16 protein-coding genes are annotated in these 17,527 nt (G+C 72.8%); 10 read left to right on the plus strand and 6 right to left on the minus strand.

From position 1 onward, the window contains the following. The 5 genes from OG956_RS19595 to OG956_RS19615 all read left to right on the plus strand — a co-directional run bounded on the left by OG956_RS19595 (window position 1) and on the right by OG956_RS19615 (window position 5,383). Entirely contained in the window at window positions 1–1,191 is a 1,191-nt protein-coding gene (locus OG956_RS19595) for an acyl-CoA dehydrogenase family protein (RefSeq protein ID WP_330339267.1), read from the plus strand. A gap of 21 nt (window positions 1,192–1,212) precedes the next feature. Continuing rightward, window positions 1,213–2,775 carry a 4-coumarate--CoA ligase family protein gene (locus tag OG956_RS19600; protein ID WP_330339268.1) on the plus strand — a complete coding sequence of 521 codons (1,563 nt, stop codon included), beginning with the start codon at window positions 1,213–1,215 and terminating at the stop codon, window positions 2,773–2,775. Continuing rightward, complete coding sequence (locus OG956_RS19605; RefSeq protein ID WP_330339269.1) at window positions 2,772–3,506, plus strand: enoyl-CoA hydratase family protein; 735 nt, start codon at window positions 2,772–2,774, stop codon at window positions 3,504–3,506. Before OG956_RS19600 ends, OG956_RS19605 begins: the two co-directional genes overlap by 4 nt. Then, complete coding sequence (locus tag OG956_RS19610; RefSeq protein ID WP_330339270.1) at window positions 3,494–4,099, plus strand: TetR/AcrR family transcriptional regulator; 606 nt, start codon at window positions 3,494–3,496, stop codon at window positions 4,097–4,099. The genes OG956_RS19605 and OG956_RS19610 overlap by 13 nt, the downstream gene beginning before the upstream one ends. Window positions 4,100–4,345: 246 nt before the next feature. Next, window positions 4,346–5,383: an isopenicillin N synthase family dioxygenase gene (locus OG956_RS19615; protein WP_330339271.1), complete on the plus strand. Its 1,038-nt coding sequence runs from the start codon at window positions 4,346–4,348 to the stop codon at window positions 5,381–5,383. Between the two features lie 76 nt (window positions 5,384–5,459). Here OG956_RS19615 and OG956_RS19620 read toward each other — a convergent pair whose 3' ends face one another. Next, a complete protein-coding gene (locus tag OG956_RS19620) occupies window positions 5,460–6,560 on the minus strand; it encodes a citrate synthase 2 (protein ID WP_330339272.1) in 1,101 nt (366 codons plus the stop codon). 165 nt (window positions 6,561–6,725) lie between these two features. Between OG956_RS19620 and pdxH the strand changes: the two genes are divergently transcribed. Continuing rightward, window positions 6,726–7,412 (plus strand): pyridoxamine 5'-phosphate oxidase, encoded by a 687-nt coding sequence (gene pdxH, locus OG956_RS19625; protein WP_330339273.1) that lies wholly within the window; start codon window positions 6,726–6,728, stop codon window positions 7,410–7,412. Between the two features lie 247 nt (window positions 7,413–7,659). Here the strand turns inward: pdxH and OG956_RS19630 are convergent, their stop codons facing one another. Beyond that, a complete protein-coding gene (locus OG956_RS19630) occupies window positions 7,660–8,190 on the minus strand; it encodes an RRXRR domain-containing protein (RefSeq protein ID WP_330339274.1) in 531 nt (176 codons plus the stop codon). 291 nt (window positions 8,191–8,481) lie between these two features. Between OG956_RS19630 and OG956_RS19635 the strand changes: the two genes are divergently transcribed. After that, window positions 8,482–9,237, plus strand: coding sequence for an SIS domain-containing protein (locus OG956_RS19635; RefSeq protein ID WP_330339275.1), 756 nt, complete (start codon window positions 8,482–8,484; stop codon window positions 9,235–9,237). 25 nt (window positions 9,238–9,262) lie between these two features. Here OG956_RS19635 and OG956_RS19640 read toward each other — a convergent pair whose 3' ends face one another. Further along, the gene (locus OG956_RS19640; protein ID WP_330339276.1) at window positions 9,263–10,651 is read right to left on the minus strand and encodes a PAS domain-containing protein; all 1,389 of its coding nucleotides are present in this window, start codon (window positions 10,649–10,651) and stop codon (window positions 9,263–9,265) included. Between the two features lie 265 nt (window positions 10,652–10,916). Between OG956_RS19640 and OG956_RS19645 the strand changes: the two genes are divergently transcribed. Beyond that, window positions 10,917–11,609, plus strand: a complete 693-nt coding sequence (locus OG956_RS19645) for a metal-dependent transcriptional regulator (RefSeq protein WP_330339277.1) — start codon at window positions 10,917–10,919, stop codon at window positions 11,607–11,609. Window positions 11,610–11,893: 284 nt separating this feature from the next. Continuing rightward, the gene (locus OG956_RS19650) at window positions 11,894–12,772 is read left to right on the plus strand and encodes an alpha/beta fold hydrolase (RefSeq protein ID WP_330339278.1); all 879 of its coding nucleotides are present in this window, start codon (window positions 11,894–11,896) and stop codon (window positions 12,770–12,772) included. Window positions 12,773–12,795: 23 nt separating this feature from the next. Here OG956_RS19650 and OG956_RS19655 read toward each other — a convergent pair whose 3' ends face one another. Genes OG956_RS19655 through OG956_RS19665 form a run of 3 tightly spaced genes read right to left on the minus strand, consistent with a single transcriptional unit; the run spans window position 12,796 to window position 15,870 of the window. After that, entirely contained in the window at window positions 12,796–14,382 is a 1,587-nt protein-coding gene (locus OG956_RS19655; RefSeq protein ID WP_330339279.1) for a transporter, read from the minus strand. Continuing rightward, window positions 14,379–15,155 carry an ABC transporter ATP-binding protein gene (locus OG956_RS19660; RefSeq protein ID WP_330339280.1) on the minus strand — a complete coding sequence of 259 codons (777 nt, stop codon included), beginning with the start codon at window positions 15,153–15,155 and terminating at the stop codon, window positions 14,379–14,381. Before OG956_RS19660 ends, OG956_RS19655 begins: the two co-directional genes overlap by 4 nt. Window positions 15,156–15,204: 49 nt before the next feature. Continuing rightward, window positions 15,205–15,870, minus strand: coding sequence for a bifunctional DNA primase/polymerase (locus OG956_RS19665; protein ID WP_330339281.1), 666 nt, complete (start codon window positions 15,868–15,870; stop codon window positions 15,205–15,207). A gap of 264 nt (window positions 15,871–16,134) precedes the next feature. Here OG956_RS19665 and OG956_RS19670 point away from each other — a divergent pair, with 264 nt between their 5' ends. Next, window positions 16,135–17,520, plus strand: coding sequence for a transcriptional regulator (locus OG956_RS19670; RefSeq protein ID WP_330339282.1), 1,386 nt, complete (start codon window positions 16,135–16,137; stop codon window positions 17,518–17,520). Window positions 17,521–17,527: the final 7 nt, after the last annotated feature.

Here is a 17,527-nt window from a genome sequence, read left to right on the forward strand (position 1 = left end):
ATGTCTCCCGTCATCGAAACCGAAGAGCACAAAGCCCTCCGCTCCGCCGTGGCGGCCCTCGGCACACGCTACGGCCGCGACTACCTGCTCCAGGCCGTCGCCGAGGGAAAGCCGCCGGCCGAACTCTGGTCCGAAGCGGGCAAACTCGGCTACCTCGGCGTCAACCTCCCCGAGGAGCACGGCGGCGGGGGCGGCGGCATCACCGAACTGGCCATCGTCCTGGAGGAGCTGGGCGCCACCGGCTCCCCCCTCCTCATGCTGATCGTCTCCCCGGCCATCTGCGGCACCGTGATCTCCCGCTTCGGCACGGAGGAACAGAAACGCGCCTGGCTGCCCGGCATAGCCGACGGCACCCGCCTCATGGCCTTCGGCATCACCGAACCCGACGCCGGCTCCAACAGCCACCGCATCACCACCACCGCCCGCCGCGACGGCGCCGACTGGCTGCTCACCGGCCGCAAGGTCTTCGTCTCCGGCGTCGACATCGCCGACGCCGTCCTGATCGTCGGCCGCACCGAGGACGCCAGGACCGGCCGGCTCAAGCCCTGCCTGTTCATCGTCCCCACCGACGCGCCCGGCTTCCAGAAGCGGCCCATCGACATGGAACTCAGCGCCGCCGAGAAGCAGTTCGAGCTGGTCCTTGACGACGTACGGCTCCCCGCCGACGCACTCGTCGGTGGGGGCCCCTCCCACGCTTTCGGCAGTGGGGGAGAGGACGCCGGCCTGCTGCACCTGTTCGCCGGACTCAACCCCGAGCGCGTCATGACCGCAGCCTTCGCCATCGGCATGGGCCGCTACGCGCTGGCCAAGGCGATCGAGTACGCCCGCGACCGCACCGTCTGGAAAACCCCCATCGGCGCCCACCAGGCCATCGCCCACCCGCTGGCGCAGGCCCACATCGACCTCGAACTGGCCCGGCTGATGATGCAGAAGGCGGCCCACCTCTACGACACCGGCGACGACATCGGCGCCGGCGAGGCCGCCAACATGGCCAAGTACGCGGCCGGGGAAGCCTGCGTGAAGGCCGTCGACCAGGCCGTGCACACCCTCGGCGGCAACGGGCTCACCCGCGAGTTCGGGCTCGCCTCGCTGATAACGGCCGCGCGCGTGGCTCGTATCGCACCGGTGAGCCGGGAGATGATTCTCAACTACGTCTCCCACCAGACCCTCGGTCTGCCCAAGTCGTACTGAGCCCAGCCGCCTGGAGGAACCGTGTTCCGCAGCGAGTACGCAGACGTCCCGCCCGTAGAACTCCCCATCCACGAAGCCGTCCTGGGCCACGCCGCCGACTTCGGCGACCACCCCGCCCTCGTCGACGGCACGGACGGCACCACCCTCACGTACGAGCAGCTGGACCGGTTCCACCGGCGCATCGCCGCCGGACTCGCCGACGCGGGCGTCCGCAAGGGCGACGTCCTCGCCCTGCACAGCCCCAACACGATCACCTTCCCCACCGCCTTCTACGCCGCCACACGCGCGGGCGCCTCCGTCACCACGGCCCACCCCCTCGCCACCGCCGGGGAGTTCGCCACACAACTCGGCGACAGCGGCGCCCGCTGGATCGTCACCGTCTCCCCGCTGCTGGAGACGGCCCGCCGCGCCGCCGGACTCGCCGGCGGCATCAGGGAGATCTTCGTGTGCGACAGCGCACCCGGACACCGCTCCCTCACCGACATGCTCGCCGCCACCGCCCCCGAACCGCGGCCCGGCATCGACCCCGCCGAGGACATCGCCGCACTGCCGTACTCCTCCGGCACCACCGGCATCCCCAAGGGCGTGATGCTCACCCACCGGCAGATCGCCACCAACCTGGCCCAGCTCGAGCCCGCCGTCCCGGCCGGACCCGGCGACCGCATCCTCGCCGTCCTGCCGTTCTTCCACATCTACGGCCTCACCGCCCTCATGAACGCCCCCCTGCGCAAGGGCGCCACCGTGGTCGTCCTGCCCCGCTTCGACCTCGAGACCTTCCTCGCCGCCATCGAGGGCCACCGCATCACCGGTCTGTACGTCGCCCCGCCGATCGTCCTCGCCCTCGCCAAGCACCCCGCGGTCGCCCACTACGACCTGTCCTCCCTGAAGTACGTCATCAGCGCCGCCGCCCCCCTCGACGCCCACCTCGCCCGCGCCTGCTCCGAGCGGCTCGGCCTGCCCCCGATCGGCCAGGCCTACGGCATGACGGAACTCTCCCCGGGCACCCACGTCGTCCCGCTCGACCGCCTCCACGACGCCCCCGCCGGCACCGTCGGCAGGCTCATCGCCGGCACCGAGATGCGGATCGTCTCCCTCGACGACCCCGGCAAGGACCTCGGCACCGGCGAATCCGGCGAGATCCTCATCCGCGGCCCCCAGGTCATGAAGGGCTACCTCGGCCGCCCCGACGCCACCGCCGCCATGATCGACCCCGACGGCTGGCTGCACACCGGCGACGTCGGGCACGTCGATGCCGACGGCTGGCTGTACGTCGTCGACCGGGTCAAGGAACTCATCAAGTACAAGGGCTTCCAGGTGGCCCCCGCCGAACTCGAGGCCCTGCTGCTCACCCACCCCGGCATCGCCGACGCCGCCGTCATCGGCTCCCGCAACGCCGACGGCAACGAGATCCCGCACGCCTTCGTCGTCCGCCGCGCCGGCACGCTCACCGAGAACGAGATCATGCTCCACGTCGCCGAACGCGTCGCCCCCTACAAACGCATCCGCAAGGTCACCTTCATCGACACCGTCCCCCGCGCCGCCTCCGGCAAGATCCTCCGCCGGGAACTGAGGGAGCACCCGTGACCCCGATCAGCCGCACCCGTGCGCGTGCCGTCGAGACCATCAGCCTCGACGCCGCCGGCACCCGCAACGCCCTCTCCGCCGCCCTCGTCACCGGCCTCGCCGACGCCCTCACCGACTGCGGCAAGGACCCCGACGTACGCGCCGTCGTCCTCACCCACACCGGCACCACCTTCTGCGCCGGCGCCGACCTGCGCGACCCACCCGACCCCGCCGCCCTGGTCGCCCTGCTCCGGCAGATCACCGAACTGCCCAAACCCGTCGTCGCCCGGATCACCGGACACGTCCGCGCCGGCGGCCTCGGCCTGCTGGCCGCCTGCGACATCGCCGCCGCCTCCACCACGGCCACCTTCGCCTTCACCGAGGTCCGCATCGGCGTCGCGCCCGCCGTGATCTCCCTGCCGGTCATCCCGCGCACCGACCCCCGCGCCCTCGCCCGCTACTACCTCACCGGCGAACGCTTCGACCCCGCCGAGGCCGTACGCCTCGGCCTGCTCACCACCACCGCAGACGACGTGGACGAAGCCCTCGCCCCCATCCTCGACGGGCTGCGCCGCTCCTCCCCACAGGCCCTGGCCGAGACGAAACGGCTGCTCACGGCTAGGGTGCTGGAGACATTCGACCGGGACGCGGCGGACCTCACCGCCCTGACGGCCCGGCTCTTCTCCTCCGACCAGGCCCGGGAGGGGATGACGGCCTTCCTGGAGAGACGGGACGCGGCATGGGTGGTGTGAGTACGGCGGAACGCGACCGGGCGCCCAAGCAGGACCGCAGCCGGGCCACCCGGCAGCGGCTCCTGGAGGCCGCCGTGGCCTGCCTGGCCGAACACGGCTGGGCGGGCTCCACCGTCGCCGTCGTCGCCGAACGCGCCGGCGTCTCCCGCGGCGCCGCCCAGCACCACTTCCCCACCCGCGAGGACCTGTTCACCGCCGCCGTCGAGTACGTCGCCGAGCAGCGCTCCACCGCGCTCAGGGAGCTGTTCCCGCAGGGCCCCGCCGACCGCCACGCCGTCGTCAGCGCCCTGGTCGACCTCTTCACCGGCCCCCTCTTCCGCGCCGCCCTGCACCTGTGGGTCGCCGCCTCCAACGAGGACCAGCTGCGCACCCGCGTCACCGAACTCGAGGCCCGCGTCGGCCGCGACACCCACCGCATCGCCGTCGAACTCCTCGGCGCCGACGAGACCCGCCCCGGCGTCCGCGAAACCGTCCAGGGCCTCCTCGACATGGCCCGCGGCCTGGGCCTCGCCAACCTCCTCACCGACGACACCGCCCGCCGCGAACGCGTCGTCGCCCAGTGGGCCGCCCTCCTCGAACAGGCCCTGCGCTGAGACCGCCGCCGACCGAGTGGGGCGCGCCACACCCGTATCCGGCACCGAGAAGTACCCTTGCCCCATGTTTCCGATGCTCGTCCGCCGCCGCCACGTGGACTACGTGCGCGTCACGAGCATGGGCTGTCGGCGCCTGCCCGCCTGAACCAGCCCCCGCACCCTCTCTCTTTCCGGTCACTTCCGGCACCCGGGGGCCGTCACACCCCTCGGCGGCCACCCGTGCCCCGTACACCCACGGACGCACCCATGACCACGCACACACAGGCGGCCACCCCGTCGTACCACCAGCTCCCCGTCATCGACCTCTCGGCAGCCGACCGCGGCCCCCAGGCCCGCGCCCGGCTCCACGCCCAGCTGCACAGCGCCGCCCACGACGTCGGCTTCTTCCAGCTCGTCGGACACGGCGTCACCCCGGCCGAGACCGACGCGCTCCTCACCGCCATGCGCGCCTTCTTCGCCCTCCCCGAAGCCGACCGGCTCGCCCTCGGCAACATCAACTCCCCCCACTTCCGCGGCTACACCCGCACCGGCGACGAACGCACCGCCGGCGCCCGCGACTGGCGCGACCAGCTCGACATCGGCGCCGAACGCCCCGCCCGGATCCCCGCCCCCGGCGAACCGGCGTACTGGTGGCTGCAGGGCCCCAACCAGTGGCCCGCCGCCCTCCCAGAGCTGCGCACGGCCGCCCTGGCCTGGATCGACCGGCTCAGCGCCGTCGCCGCCCGCCTCCTGCGCGAACTCCTCACCGCCATCGGCGCCCCCGCCGACTTCTACGACCCGGTCTTCGGCGAGCACGCCCACCCGCACCTCAAACTCGTCCGCTACCCCGGCAGCGCGGGCGACGGCACCGACCAGGGCGTCGGCGCCCACAAGGACTACGGCTTCCTCACCCTGCTCCTCCAGGACAGCGTCGGCGGCCTCCAGGTGCAGCGCGAGGACGGCCTCTTCCACGACGTCCCGCCCATCGACGGCGCCTTCGTCGTGAACCTCGGCGAACTCCTCGAGGTCGCCACCAACGGCTACCTGCTGGCCACCAACCACCGCGTGGTCAGCCCGCCCGGAGCCACGGAACGCTTCTCCGTGCCCTTCTTCTACAACCCCCGCCTGGACGCCAGGATCGAACCCCTGCCCTTCCCCCACGCCGCCAAGGCCCCGGGCATCACGACGGACCCGGCGAACCCGCTGTACGCCGAGTACGGCTACAACGAACTCAAGGGCAAGCTCAGGGCGCACCCGCTGGTGGCGCAGCGGCACCACGGCAACCTGCTCGCACCGGCGGCATGAACCGTCCGGGGGCGCGGCGAACCGCGCGGCCGGACACCACCGGCCCGCAGTCGCCCGCGCCCCCGAGCCACCCCTCTCAGTGGGCGATGTCCGCGTACCCGGCGATGTCCTCCGGCCGCCGCGGCCCCGGCCCCACATACCGGGCCGAAGGCCGCACCAGCCGCCCCGTCCGCTTCTGCTCCAGAATGTGCGCCGACCACCCGGCCGTACGCGCGCACGTGAACATCGACGTGAACATGTGCGCCGGCACCTCGGCGAAGTCCAGCACGATGGCGGCCCAGAACTCCACGTTGGTGGCCAGCACCCGATCCGGCCGACGGTTGTGCAGCTCCTCCAGCGCGGCCTTCTCCAGCGCCTCCGCCACCTCGAACCGCGGCGCCCCCAGCTCCCGCGCCGTACGCCGCAGCACCCGCGCCCGCGGATCCTCCGCCCGGTACACCCGGTGCCCGAACCCCATCAGCCGCTCGCCCCGGTCCAGGGCGCCCTTGACGTACGCCTCCGCGTCCCCCGTCCGCTCGATCTCCTCGATCATCCCCAGCACCCGCGACGGCGCGCCCCCGTGCAGCGGCCCGGACATGGCGCCCACGGCCCCCGACAGCGCGGCCGCGACATCGGCGCCGGTGGAGGCGATGACCCGCGCGGTGAACGTCGAGGCGTTCATCCCGTGCTCCGCGGCGGACGTCCAGTACGCGTCCACGGCGGCGACATGCTTCGGATCCGGCTCACCCCGCCACCGGATCATGAACCGCTCCACCACCGACCTCGCCTTGTCGATCTCCCGCTGCGGCACCATCGGCAGACCCTGCCCGCGCGCGGACTGGGCGACGTACGACAGCGCCATGACGGCGGCCCGCGCCAGATCCTCCCGCGCCTGCCGCTCGTCGATGTCGAGCAGCGGTTTCAGCCCCCACACCGGCGCCAGCATGGCCAGCGCCGACTGCACATCCACCCGGATGTCACCGGAGTGGACCGGGATCGGGAACGGCTCGGCGGGCGGCAGGCCCGGATTGAAGGCACCGTCGACCAGCAGTCCCCACACGTTCCCGAACGAGACGTGACCGACCAGGTCCTCGATGTCGACGCCCCGGTAGCGCAGGGCGCCGCCCTCCTTGTCCGGCTCGGCGATCTCCGTCTCGAACGCGACGACTCCCTCGAGTCCGGGTACGAAATCGGACATCAGGCGGCTCCTTGAGATGGTTCGGCGGCGGTCACCCCGGTGATGCCCCGTTCGACCGGTGGTCACCCAAACCGCAAGGGACCAGCACGATAACCCCCCGTGCCAGACTTGGGGAGCCCGTACGACACTGAGTGCCAGTGGCGTTCGATACGGCAAGATGACCGCGTGACCGACCGCGAACCCCTCCTGGACCCCGCCCTCGACCCCGCCGCCATGCGCAAGCAGTACCGCGCGGAGGGCCTCGCCGAACAGGACCTGGCCACCCAGCCCATGGACCAGTTCGCCCGCTGGTTCGAGGACGCCGCACGGGCCGCGCTGCACGGCACGATCTACGAGCCCAACGCGATGATCGTCTCCACGGCGGACGCGGCCGGCCGCCCCAGTTCGCGCACGGTCCTGATGAAGCACTTCGACACCGAGGGCTTCGTCTTCTACACCAACTACGGCTCCCGCAAGGCCCGCGACCTCGCCGAGAACCCGCACATCGCCCTGCTCTTCCCCTGGCACCCGCTCGCCCGCCAGGTCATCGTCACCGGCACCGCCCGCCGCACCGGCCGCGACGAGACCGCCGCCTACTTCCGCACCCGCCCGCACGGCTCCCAGCTGGGCGCCTGGGCCAGCGCCCAGTCCTCCGTGATCGCCTCCCGCGCCGAACTGGACACCGCGTACGCCGAGCTCGAGGCCCGCTACCCCGAGGACGAACAGGTCCCGGTCCCCCCGCACTGGGGCGGCTTCCGCGTCACCCCGGAGACGATCGAGTTCTGGCAGGGCCGGGTGAACCGCCTCCACGACCGCCTGCGCTACACCGCCCGGCCCGACGGCACCTGGCAGGTCGAACGCCTGGCTCCGTGACGGGCCCCGAAAACGCGGACGACCCGCGGGCTGGGTTCCTCAAGGAGGAGCCGGCCGGACGTACCGGCAGCCCGCGGGTCGGGTGACTGCGTTGGATTAGGCCGGCTGCGTGTTTCTCACACACGCTGGTCCGGCACCGCACTGGGTGTGGTGGCGAGCCGCTAGCCCGCAGCCACCTCGCGCGTCCGGGTTTCACTCATGTACCGGATCACCTCCTTCCCGTCGTGCTGGACAGCCTAAGAAGCGCTTAGGGAGGGTTCAACTGTTTTTCTGTGATCCCTGCGGAGGAAATTCCGGCCGGACCTCGGTCGATGCGTAACTGCACGCCGTCGACTTCGGAGTCGGCGCGCGTGCGGTCTTTCAGCCGGATGGTGAAGGGCACCTGCCGAGCGACCACGGCCCTGCTCCTGCCAAGCAGCTCACGGGCGCGGGCGGGGTGGCAGGGCACGAGCGGGTGCCCGTCCCTGGAGAGGACGAAGACCCTGCCGGCGCCTGTCCCGCCCGTGTACAGCTCGTTTCCGGCGGGAACGTCACCGTTCCCGTTCTCTGCCGCCTTCGCCGCCTGGGCGGCGCTCTTGGCGTGACGCCGACGGGTTCCGGTGCCGTGCCCGTCGGTCTCCCCTCGCCCATGTTTCCCGCCGGTGCCCCGCGCGGTGGCGGGGTGTCCGTAAGCCGTTTCGTCCCTGCTCCCGGGGGTGTCTGCGCTCACGGGTTCCAGAGCAGGCTGCTGAGGAAGCACAGCCTGGTGGGTCTGCTCGCCTGCGGGGAACGTAGTCATCGGGGCACCTCCCTGATCTTCCGATCGTGATGACTGGGGCTGGCCACCCGACAGGCAGCGTTGTGCCCGGGGAGCGAGTGGCCTCCCTTCTCATGTGGGAGGTGACGTTAGTGAACCGAGGGCGCGCTGCTTCGAGATTCGGCCGTAGGTCGCTCGAACTTGCGAATCTCTCGGATTGTCCGAACGCGCGACCGGTACCGGTGCTAGCCGCTCGTATTGACACCGCACTGGTCCAGACCGCACCGTGATCCGCGACACGGACGCGACACGGACGTTGCGAAGGGGCACCGCATGAGCGACGGCACGCCTGCCGACCTGTTCTTCGACGCCGCGATCGGCCTGCTGCGGCGGGTGCGGGAGGAGGAGGCCGAGGCGATCGGCGCGGCGGGGAACCTGCTCGCCGACACCGTCGCCGAGGGTGGGCGGCTGTTCGCGTTCGGGGCGGGGCACTCGTCGCTGGCCGCGCAGGACGTCGTCTACCGGGCCGGCGGGCTCGCGCTGATGAACCTGCTCGCCGTCCCCGGTGTCGTCGGGGTCGACGTCGTCCCGGCCACTCTCGGTTCCGCTCTCGAGCGGGTCGACGGGCTGGCGAGCGCCGTTCTGGACACCTCGCCGGTGCGGGCCGGAGACGCCCTGGTGATCATCTCGCTGTCGGGGCGCAACGCGCTGCCCGTGGAGATGGCGCTGAACGCCCGCGCCCTCGGGGTGAAGGTCATCGGCGTCACCTCGGTGGCGTACGCGTCGCAGACCACCTCGCGGCACTCCACCGGCACCTTCCTGAAGGACCACTGCGACATCGTCCTGGACTCGAAGATCGCCGTCGGGGACGCGGAGCTGACGCTCGACACGATCCCGGCGCCCTTCGCCCCGGCCTCCACGGTCGTCACCACCGCCCTGATGCAGGCCGTGATGGCGACGGCCGCCGCCGCCCTCGCCGACCGGGGCATCGAGCCGCCGCTGCTGCGCTCCGGCAACGTCGACGGCGGGCACGAGTGGAACGGCCGTGTGATGCGGGAGTACGGCGACCGGATCTTCTACCGGCACTGAGCGGCCGTAGCCGGTCGTAGCCCTCTCACGCCTCCCGCAGCGCGTTCGCGAGGTCCAGCGCCGTGGCGATGCGGGCCGCCACGTCCTCCGCGTAGCCGGTGTCGGTCCGCTCGAAGCGGGCGCGGCCGGCTCCGCGCAGGAAGGTCACCACGCCCAGCGTCCGCCCGCGGCTGCGCAGCGCCGCGCACAGGGCGTGCACCGCGTCGTCGGGCCACTGCCGGGCCAGCGCCCACTGCCGGGCCGCTTCCGCGTCGACCGGCCCGGCGTCGGCGCGGACGGTGCCGGCCCGCTCGACGCACTGCAGCGCCGGGTGCCCGGGTTCGTAGCGCACGGGCAGTCCGGCGGCGCCGGTGAGGAGGCTCGGTCCCGGCGCTCCGGCGGGTGTCGCGGCCAGCCGTACCAGCCGTACGGCGCCCTCCTCGCCGTCCGTGCGCGCGGGCCGGGTCACGCGGTCGATCAGCGCGTGGTCGGCGAAGCCGGCGAGGGCGAAGTCGAGGTGGACGACGGCCGCCTCGGCGGGGTCCTCGCACTCGGCGGCGGCGCGCGCGGCCCGGTGCAGCTGGTTGGTGCGGAACCGCAGCAGGGACGCTTCCTGTTCGCTCTGCTTGGCCTCGGTGACGTCCTGGAAGAGCCAGCCGACGCCGAGCGGCACCGGTTCCTCCGCGAGCGGCGAGGAAAGCCGTACGAACCCGTTGCGCCAGCAGCGCCGCTTCCCGCCCTCCCGGGTGCGTACGGTCACCCACATCTCGGCGGGCGCGGGCGGCGCGCCCTCGGCCAGTACGTGGGTGAGCGCGGCCTCCAGTTCCTCGACGCCCTGGGCGAGCAGTTCGCCGAGCGGCCGGCCCAGCGCGGAGGTGCGTCCGATGCCGAGGGCGCGGGCCGCGTGCGCGTTGACGACGGCGGGCCGCAGGTCGGCGTCGATGAGGACGACGCCCCAGGCCGCGTCCTCGAAGAGCGCCTCGCTCAGTGCGATGGAGCGTTCCAGGTCGATCTGGGCGTGCACCTCGCTGAAGGCGCAGTAGACGCCGGCGGGCTTGCCGTCGGGTCCGCGTACGGCGGCGGACTGGGTGCGCACCAGCACGCGGCCGCCGTCCTTGGTGACCAGGGCGAACTCGTGCACCTGCCGTCCGGGTGCGTGCATCGCCGACATCAGCCGGGCCTGCACCTCTTCGGCGTCGGCGCTGCGCACCGCCCAGCCGGCGAACCCCTGCCGGCCGACGGCCTCGGCGGCCGTCCAGCCGAGGATCCGCTCGGCCTCTCTGTTCCAGTGGGTGACGACCCCGTCGGCGTCGAAGGCGCACAGGGCCGCGTCCATGCCGTCGAGCAGTGCGGCGAGCAGATCGGATCCGCCGGACTCGCCGGGGTCGTCCGGCCCCAGCTCGTCGGTGGTCCCACTCCGCCGGGAAGCACTCACCTGGACCCCCTGGAGGCTGCATCGGCGCCGGTACGGCGCTCGGTTCGCTCACTGGCCTTCATTCAACTGGAACGTGACACAGCCCACACGCTGTTCCCGCAACTTCCCGGGAATCTGTTCCCGCTCGACGGCGGGTCGACCCGTCCGCCGCGCGCGCCGGCCCCCGTTTTCCCGGTGGCCCCCGCTTGTCAGTGGGATCCGGCAGAATTGGTGTCAGGGCCAGCGCACGCGCCGGGCTGCCGGCAGAGGTAATCGAGGGGCACGTATGTCCGGACTGATCGACACCACGGAGATGTATCTCCGCACCATCCTCGAGCTCGAAGAGGAAGGCGTCGTCCCCATGCGCGCCCGCATCGCGGAGCGGCTGGACCAGAGTGGGCCGACGGTGAGCCAGACGGTGGCGCGCATGGAGCGCGACGGACTGGTGTCCGTGGCCAGCGACCGTCATCTGGAGCTGACCGACGAGGGCCGCAGGCTCGCCACGCGCGTGATGCGCAAGCACCGGCTGGCCGAGTGTCTGCTCGTCGACGTGATCGGCCTGGAGTGGGAGCAGGTGCACGCGGAGGCGTGCCGCTGGGAGCACGTGATGAGCGAGGCCGTGGAGCGGCGGGTGCTGGAGCTGCTGCGGCACCCGACCGAGTCGCCGTACGGCAATCCCATTCCGGGCCTGGAGGAGCTGGGCGAGAAGGACGGCGCCGACCCGTTCCTGGACGAGGGCATGGTCTCGCTGGCCGATCTGGATCCGGGCGCGGACGGCAAGACGGTCGTGGTCCGGCGGATCGGTGAGCCCATCCAGACGGACGCGCAGCTGATGTACACGCTGCGGCGCGCGGGTGTGCAGCCCGGTTCCGTGGTGAGCGTGACCGCGTCGGCGGGCGGTGTGCTGGTGGGCAGCGGCGGTGAGGCGGCCGAGCTGGAGGCGGACGTCGCCTCGCATGTGTTCGTCGCCAAGCGCTGAGCGGAGGCGAGCCCCGGCGCCGTGCGGCGCCGGGGCCTGTCCTCCCCTGTGCTGACCCGGAGCCCCGAGCTCTCAGGGTCATTCCCCTCGGACCGGTTTCCCCGAGCGGTCCGCCCTCCCGCCAGTAGAGATCCCCTCGGTGGCGGCGATCATTCCTTGAGGGGTGTCACTCGAATGAGGGGTGTTGTCCGCGGAGACGGATTTTTCGAATAAGTATTCGATAGATTCGTGAGTACGGCAGTACACCGGTACGAGGCAGGCGGAGCTGGGGGGTACCAGGGCCCATGGCACGACGTATCGACGTGACGGGAGCGGGCGGCGTGCGCCTGGCCGCCTGGGAGTTCGCGGACCCCCCGAAGCCGGGACCGGAGGCGGGCGACGGGGGGACACGCGCGGCGCCGGGCGTGCTGTTACTGCACGGCCTGATGGGCCGCGCCTCCCACTGGGCCTCCACGGCCCGCTGGCTCGCCGCACGGCACCGCGCCGTGGCCCTCGACCAGCGCGGGCACGGTCAGAGTGAGAAGCCCCCACAGGCCGCCTACACCCGCGAGGCCTACGTCGAGGACGCCGCGGCCGCGCTCGAACAGCTCGGTCTCGCCCCCGCGCTCCTCGTCGGCCACGCCATGGGCGCGCTGACCGCCTGGCAGCTCGCCGCGAAACGCCCCGACCTGGTCCGGGGCCTGGTCATCTGCGACATGCGGGCCTCCGCGCTGGGCGCCGCCTCGCAGCGGGAGTGGGCCGACTGGTTCCGGGCCTGGCCCGTCCCCTTCGCCACGCTGGCGGACGTGCGCAAGTGGTTCGGCGAGGACGATCCCTGGGTGGAGCGGCCGAACCCGGCGCGCGGGGAGTTCTACGCCGAGGTGATGCACGAGAGCGCCGACGGCTGGCGTCCGGTCTTCGAGCCGGAGCAGATGCTCAGGTCCCGGGAGACGTGGGTGTACGACGCGCACTGGGAGGAGCTGGCCCAGGTGCGCTGCCCGGCGCTCGTGGTGCGCGGCGTGGACGGCGAGCTGGGGCGGGCGGAGGCACAGGAGATGGTGCGGGTGCTGCCCGCGGGGGAGTACGCCGAGGTCGCCGACGCCGGTCATCTCGCGCACTACGACATGCCGTCGGCCTGGCGGGCCGCCGTGGCGCCGTTCATCGACCGGGTGCTCGGGCACTGAGCAGGCCGCTCCCCCCTGCCGGCCTACCCCTTGCTGACAGCCGTCAGGATCTCCGGCAGCCGTGCCGCCGTCCTCGGTGCCGCCAGGCGCAGCCCCAGCAGGGTCAGCCCGGCGCCGTACGCCGCCCCCACCGGCAGCAGCAGCCACCTCCAGTCGGCCCCGTCCGCGCTGACGTGCAGCCAGATCGTCCCGGCGATGACCGGGGAGCACAGCAGGGCCGCCGAGACCATGCCGCCGAAGATGGCGATCCAGGCGAGGCCGGCCTGGCCGGGGGCGACGTTCTTGTGGCCTTCCTGGGGGATGGAGTAGGGGAAGCGGGCCGAGGTCCAGGCGCCGGTGGCCAGCATCGCGCCGAGCAGGGCGAAGGACAGGCCCAGCACTTCCGGCAGCCGGGACCAGGAGCCGAGCAGGGCGGTGGTCACCGTGGTGACGAGGGTCGCGTACGGCAGGGTGATCAGCAGCAGGGCCAGCGCGCGGCCGCGCAGTTCGGCGTAGGCGTCCCGGGGTGTGGAGATGGTCATGGCCACCATCCAGAAGGCGGAGGTGTCCTGCCCGAACTGGTTGTACATCTGGATGCCGAGCATCCCGGCGGCGAAGCACGCGAAGTACACGGACCCGGTGCCCTGGATCGCGTTGAACACGGGCACGATCAGCCCGATCGCCAGCGAGGTCACCCATGCGGCCTTGGTCTTCGGGTCCCGCCAGATGTAGCGCAGGCTGCGCTCCATGACCGGGCCCGTGCGGCCGTGCGGCAGCAGCCGGCCGAGTCCGGTGCCGGAGCGGCCGCGGTCGCCGGTGTCGGCGGGCTGCAGCGTGGAGGCGTCGGGCACGGTCATCAGCCGGGTCAGGCTCCGCGCCCACACCGCGATCAGGACCGCCAGCCCCGCGGCGGCGACGGCGAGTCGGGCGGCCGCGATGCCGTACGAGCCGTCGCCGGCCGAGCGGACCGCCGCCACCGCCGACGCCGGCGGCACCCAGGACAGCACGTCCGCGACCGGCTGCAGCCGCCCGAGCCCGGCCGAGCCCAGCTCGCGCGCCCCGAAGTTGACCAGCTGCGCGCCGATCGCGATCACCAGTCCGCTCAGCACGGCGAGATCGCGGCCCTTCCGGCTGGTCAGCAGCCGTACGTTGGCCGTGGCGACGGCCCGCGCCAGCGCCACACAGCACAGCAGCGCGAGGACGACGGCGACCACCGCGACGGCGTAGGCGGCGCCGCCGTGCGCGACGGACAGCGCGCAGCCGGTCAGCACCAGCAGCGTGAACAGCGGGCCGGTGCCCACCAGGGAGGCCACGAGCAGCGCCCGGACCAGCGGGCGGGGCCGCAGCGGGAGCATCACCAGCCGGGTGGGGTCCAGGGTCTCGTCGCCGGACGGGAAGAACAGCGGCAGCACGGCCCAGCCCAGGGCCAGCACGGCCGTGCCGGGGACGGCGATCACGTCGGCGTGCGCGTGCCCGCGCAGCAGGAGCAGCCCGAGCAGCTGGGACAGCGCGAACAGGACGGCGACGACCGCCGAGGCGACGAACGCGGCCCGCCGGCCGCCGGACTGCCGCAGCCCGTTGCGCAGCAGCGACAGTTTGAGTCGTACGACGGTGGAGGTGAGGCTTGTCATCGGGCGGCCCCGCCGCCCAGCCAGTCCAGATCGGAGCCGGTGTCCCGGCCGCTCGCCCCGACCAGTTCCAGGAAGGCCGTCTGCAGCGTCGGGTGTTCCCCGCGCACCTCGCCCAGCGGGCCCGTGGCCCGGATGCGGCCCGCCGCCATGACGGCGACCCAGTCGCACAGCGACTCCACCAGCTCCATCACGTGGGAGGAGAAGACGACGGTGGCGCCGGAGGCGGTGTACCGCTCCAGGACGCCCCGGATGGTCTGCGCGGACACCGGGTCGACGCCCTCGAACGGCTCGTCGAGGAAGAGCACCTCGGGGTTGTGCAGGAGCGCGGCGGCGAGCCCGATCTTCTTGCGCATGCCGGTCGAGTAGTCGACGACCAGCTTGTGCTGGGCGCCGGCCAGGTCGAGGACGTCCAGCAGCTGCGTTGCCCGCTTGTCGACCTCGGGTCCCGGCAGCCCGCGCAGCCGTCCGGAGTACCCGAGCAGCTCACGCCCCGACAGCCGCTCGAACAGGCGCAGCCCTTCGGGCAGGACGCCGATGCGCGACTTGACGGCCACGGGGTCGCGCCACACGTCGTGCCCGACGACCTCCACCGTGCCGTCGTCGGGCCGCAGCAGCCCGGTCACCATGGAGAGCGTGGTGGTCTTCCCGGCCCCGTTCGGCCCGACCAGCCCGATGAACTTCCCGGCAGGCAGCTCCAGATCGATCCCCCCGACGGCGACCTGCTGCCCGAACCGCTTCCAGAGCCCCCGCACGCGCACCGCAACTTCGGTCATGCATGAAGGTTACGGCGGCGCTGCCGGCCTCAGGAGCGCGGGAGCGTGCTCACCGGTCCCGCCCGCAGGCGTAGGCGAGCGGCGAGATCAACTCCTCGGCGTCCGGCAGCCAGCGGTTCGCCGGGGTGGGCCGGCGAGCCCACTGCACGGCCCCCCGGGACCCGAACCGCGTCGGGGGAGCGGCCACGTAGGCCCCCTCGCCCAGCGCGACCAGGTCCAGCGACGCGGGCGACCAGCCGAGCCCCCGCACCAGCTCCGGCACCTTCACGGCGCCCCCGGGCAGCACGAAGAAGTGCATCCGCCGGTCCGGGGAGAGCGTCACCGGGCCCAGCGTCAGCTCCATCCGCTCCATGCGGGCCAGCGCGAGGAACCCCGCGCTCTCCGGGACGGACAGCGCGTCGAAGGTCCGCCCCGCCGGCAGCAGGATCGAGGCCGTCGGCTGCCTCTGCCACATCCGGCGCGCCACGGTCGCGCTGCCGGTCGCCTGGGCCGGCCAGTCGGGGCGCGCGGGGTGCGCACCCGGCGCAGGGCAGGAGGCGTCGCCGCACGAGCAGCGCTGGATGCCGGCGACCGCTTCCAGCCAGGTGCCCGGGACCACGTCCCAGTGCCGCTCCTCTGCGTACCGTACGGCGGTCTCCAGCAGTGATTCCCCGCGCTGCTGCGGAATCTGACCGGCCATCTGAGTGTTCGGGGCGCCCGCGATCGTCTCTTCCACGCTCCTCTCAACTCCCGCGCCCACCTGGAGTTACGGCCGTAGCGCGCGCGGGGGTGGAGCATCGATTCCGCAGTCGGGGCGCATGGGTGCACGGGCGGGGGCGCGCGGGAGGAACCGGGGCGTGGGCGGGGTAGCCAGGGGTGGGGTTGGCAACCGTAGTTACCCCGGCAAACCGCACATGTCACGCATTGACGGTATGTCAACTGGGCAGTGATCTTTCCGAAACGGTCACGGCCCAGGGGATCGCAACGCAGGGGGTAGCACATGGCCGCAAGGCCTCTCGTGGCGAGGCAGCCGAACGAACGGCTGCAGGCTCTCATCCAGGAAGCGGGGTGTTCGAACGCCGGGCTGGCCCGGCGGGTCAACATGTGCGGCGCCGAGCACGGTCTCGACCTGCGCTACGACAAGACGTCCGTGGCCCGCTGGCTGCGCGGGCAGCAGCCGCGGGGCCGGGCGCCGGCGATCATCGCGGAGGCGCTCGGACGCAAGCTCGGCCGTACGGTCACGATCGACGAGATCGGCATGGCCAACGGCAAGAACCTCGCCTCGGGCGTGGGTCTCCAGTTCTCGCCGACGGTACTGGGGGCCATCGAGCAGGTCTGCGAGCTGTGGCGCAGCGACGTGGGGCGCCGGGACTTCCTGTCCGGTTCCTCCGTCGCCGCCTCCGCGCTGGTCGAGCCCAGCCGTGACTGGCTGATCTCGGCGCCGGACGCCCAGGTGGCCCGGCAGGCGGGCCCGCGCGTGGGCCAGGCCGACGTGGCGGCCGTACGGTCCATGACGCAGGCGCTGACCGACCTGGACCACCAGTTCGGCAGCGGGCATGTGCGCCCGGTGGTGGTGCACTACCTGAACAGCGTGGTCTCCGGGCTGCTCGCCGGCTCCTACCGGGAGACGGTCGGACGCGAACTGTTCGCCGCCGTCGCCCGGTTGACGGAGCTCGCGGGATACATGGCCGTCGACACCGGACAACCGGGCCTGGCCCAGCGGTACTACATCCAGTCGCTGCGCCTCGCGCAGGCCGCCGGGGACCGCGGCTACGGCGGCTATGTGCTCGCCGCGTCCATGAGCCACCTCGCCGCGCAGCTCGGAAACCCGCGTGAGATCGCCCAGTTGGCGCGGGCGGCGCAGGAGGGGGCGCGCGGGCATGTGACCCCGCGCGCGGAGGCGATGTTCCACGCGGCCGAGGCGCGCGGGCACGCCCTGCTCGGCGACGCGCGCGCGGCGCAGGCCTCCATCGGGCGCGCGATGACGGCGATGGAGCGGGCGGACGGCTCCTCGGGCGACGACCCGGTGTGGATCCGGCACTTCGACGAGGCGTACCTCGCCGACGAGTTGGCGCACTGCCACCGCGACCTCGGCGAACCCGAGCAGGCGGCCCGGTACGCCGAGCAGTCGCTGGCCGGGCACCCGGAGTCCCGGGCCCGCCGGCGCGCCATCGGTCTGTGCCTGCTCGCCACGGCCCAGGTGCAGCAGCGGGAGATCGAACAGGCCTGCGGCACCGGCCTGAAGGCGGTGGAGCTGCTGGAGACGCTGCGCTCCAACCGGGGCGCCGAGTACCTGGAGGACCTCCAGCAGCGCCTCGAGCCGTTCCGGGAGGAGGCGGTGGTACGGGAGTTCGGGGCGCGCCTCGACCTCCAGCAGGCCGCGTGAGCGTCAC

It is taken from the genome of Streptomyces sp. NBC_00557, from assembly GCF_036345995.1.
In the GTDB taxonomy this organism is placed as follows: domain Bacteria; phylum Actinomycetota; class Actinomycetes; order Streptomycetales; family Streptomycetaceae; genus Streptomyces.

Excerpts from the sequence above, each read along its gene's own strand:
- OG956_RS19615 (WP_330339271.1), top strand. The coding sequence starts at position 4,346 with ATGACCACGCACACACAGGCGGCCACCCCGTCGTACCACCAGCTCCCC.
- OG956_RS19660 (WP_330339280.1), bottom strand. The coding sequence starts at position 15,155 with ATGACCGAAGTTGCGGTGCGCGTGCGGGGGCTCTGGAAGCGGTTCGGG.
- OG956_RS19645 (WP_330339277.1), top strand. The coding sequence starts at position 10,917 with ATGTCCGGACTGATCGACACCACGGAGATGTATCTCCGCACCATCCTC.
- OG956_RS19655 (WP_330339279.1), bottom strand. The coding sequence starts at position 14,382 with ATGACAAGCCTCACCTCCACCGTCGTACGACTCAAACTGTCGCTGCTG.
- OG956_RS19610 (WP_330339270.1), top strand. The coding sequence starts at position 3,494 with ATGGGTGGTGTGAGTACGGCGGAACGCGACCGGGCGCCCAAGCAGGAC.
- OG956_RS19670 (WP_330339282.1), top strand. The coding sequence starts at position 16,135 with ATGGCCGCAAGGCCTCTCGTGGCGAGGCAGCCGAACGAACGGCTGCAG.
- OG956_RS19635 (WP_330339275.1), top strand. The coding sequence starts at position 8,482 with ATGAGCGACGGCACGCCTGCCGACCTGTTCTTCGACGCCGCGATCGGC.
- OG956_RS19620 (WP_330339272.1), bottom strand. The coding sequence starts at position 6,560 with ATGTCCGATTTCGTACCCGGACTCGAGGGAGTCGTCGCGTTCGAGACG.
- OG956_RS19650 (WP_330339278.1), top strand. The coding sequence starts at position 11,894 with ATGGCACGACGTATCGACGTGACGGGAGCGGGCGGCGTGCGCCTGGCC.
- OG956_RS19595 (WP_330339267.1), top strand. The coding sequence starts at position 1 with ATGTCTCCCGTCATCGAAACCGAAGAGCACAAAGCCCTCCGCTCCGCC.
- OG956_RS19630 (WP_330339274.1), bottom strand. The coding sequence starts at position 8,190 with ATGACTACGTTCCCCGCAGGCGAGCAGACCCACCAGGCTGTGCTTCCT.